Below are 1,495 nucleotides of genomic sequence, written 5' to 3'. Positions count from 1 at the left end.
CCTGGGCGTCCACCTCCGCCGGTGAGATCCGGGTGTACGGCAACAAGTGCCTGGACGCGGCCGGCACCGGCAACGGCGCGAAGGTGCAGATCTACTCCTGCTGGGGTGGCGACAACCAGAAGTGGCGCGTGAACTCCGACGGCAGCATCCAGGGCGTCCAGTCCGGGCTGTGCCTCGACGCCGTCGGCGCGGGCACCGGCAACGGCACCAAGATCCAGCTGTATTCCTGCCACGGCGGCACCAACCAGAAGTGGGCCTGGAACCGATAGCCCGCACCTGTGGCCCGCGGTGCGGAACACCCCGCCGCACCGCGGGCCACGGCCCGGAAGCCCTTGCGTCACTTGTCTGTTCGCGACGGGCCTCGAACTGGCTGGTGGCCACGGTGCTCGTACGAGCATCTGTTGACTACACGTCTCCCAGGCGGAGAAGGCGCTCCGCGTTGGATGGGTGACCCTTTCGGCTGACCCAGACGTTCGAGCGGTAGATGCGAACCTAAGTAGGAGCCATCCCGCGCATATCCCGCAGGTGAAACATCGCGGCCAGTTCGCCGGCGAGTTCGGCGACGTTTCGAGAGCCGTCGACCTGCAGGACCGGCAAGTCGAATTCGAGGGCTTGGCGTCGTACTTCTTCATCCCAGAGTTCGTCGCGGGCCAGTCGCTTGGCGAACGCTTCGGCATGGTCACTGCCTCCCCAGTTGGCTCGTGCTCTGGCCGGGTCGGCGAATCGGGTGCCCAGTGCGTCGCGGCGGAATTCGGGTGTCGGCAGCAGAAAGGCGGCGTGCTCACGGCGCGTCAGCAGAGGCGCGACGGCTCGGGGCAGAGTACGGAAGTCGTCCACGAGTACGGGACGGTCCGTGGGCAGGGTAAGCAGGTCTTCGATGACGAATCCGAATGTCTCGCCGTGCAGACTGGGCATGGCCTTGAAGATCTCGGCAGCGGTGCGTCCTGTCCATCTTTGCTCCAGAGGCGTTCGCAGCAATGCGAATAGGTACGGTTGCTGCTGCGGGGTGCACCGGTTGACGTAGCCCTGTTCGGCGCGGTCGCCGTCGTACACGAGCACGTCGTGCCGTTCCGCCAAGGACTGAGTGAGGGTGCTCTTGCCGGCGCCGGTACCGCCGGCAATCCAGCGGACATGCGCGAGTCGACGAGCGAGATCAGCAGGCGCGTGCTGGCCGAGGAGACTCATGCCCGGCAGTCTCACAGGCCTGAGCAGTCAGAAACAGTCTTGTACTCGCATTATGCGGCGGCGAAGATCGAAGGAGAGGCCCGACGTCGTACATCGCGCGGTCAGGACAGCCCCGGGTCATGAGAACCCGGAGCTACGCCTTCACCTCCGAGCAGGTCGTCTCGCCGCTCGCGGCCGGCCGTACGATCTGCGGCACGCGGCCGTGTCCCTTTGGTTGAACGCAGGTGTCCACGCTCCGGAGGCGGCTGAGCGCGCCGGTCACGGCGTGGACGTCATGCTGCGCGTCTACGCCAAGTGCATCGACGGACAA

Annotated in this window: 2 protein-coding genes and 1 pseudogene; 2 read left to right on the top strand and 1 reads right to left on the bottom strand. The window is 66.2% G+C overall.

Going from position 1 to position 1,495, the window contains the following annotated elements:
- Window positions 1–269: RICIN domain-containing protein (locus tag AB0J39_RS39520; RefSeq protein WP_363474335.1), on the top strand; the 269-nt coding region annotated here is incomplete at its 5' end.
- A 223-nt stretch (window positions 270–492) separates the two neighbouring features.
- Here the strand turns inward: AB0J39_RS39520 and AB0J39_RS39515 are convergent.
- Window positions 493–1,185: a hypothetical protein gene (locus AB0J39_RS39515; RefSeq protein WP_363474333.1), complete on the bottom strand. Its 693-nt coding sequence runs from the start codon at window positions 1,183–1,185 to the stop codon at window positions 493–495.
- A gap of 140 nt (window positions 1,186–1,325) precedes the next feature.
- On the opposite strand from AB0J39_RS39515, the pseudogene AB0J39_RS39510 reads away from it, so the two are divergent.
- Window positions 1,326–1,495 (top strand): annotated as a pseudogene (locus AB0J39_RS39510) (site-specific integrase); the annotation flags it as partial.

Source organism: Microbispora sp. NPDC049633 (genome assembly GCF_040675265.1).
In the GTDB taxonomy this organism is placed as follows: domain Bacteria; phylum Actinomycetota; class Actinomycetes; order Streptosporangiales; family Streptosporangiaceae; genus Microbispora; species Microbispora maris.
This window is presented reverse-complemented; position numbering and strand designations above follow the sequence as displayed.

Bases quoted from the DNA above. Each gene is read 5' to 3' on its own strand.
- AB0J39_RS39515 (WP_363474333.1), bottom strand. From the start codon at position 1,185: ATGAGTCTCCTCGGCCAGCACGCGCCTGCTGATCTCGCTCGTCGACTC.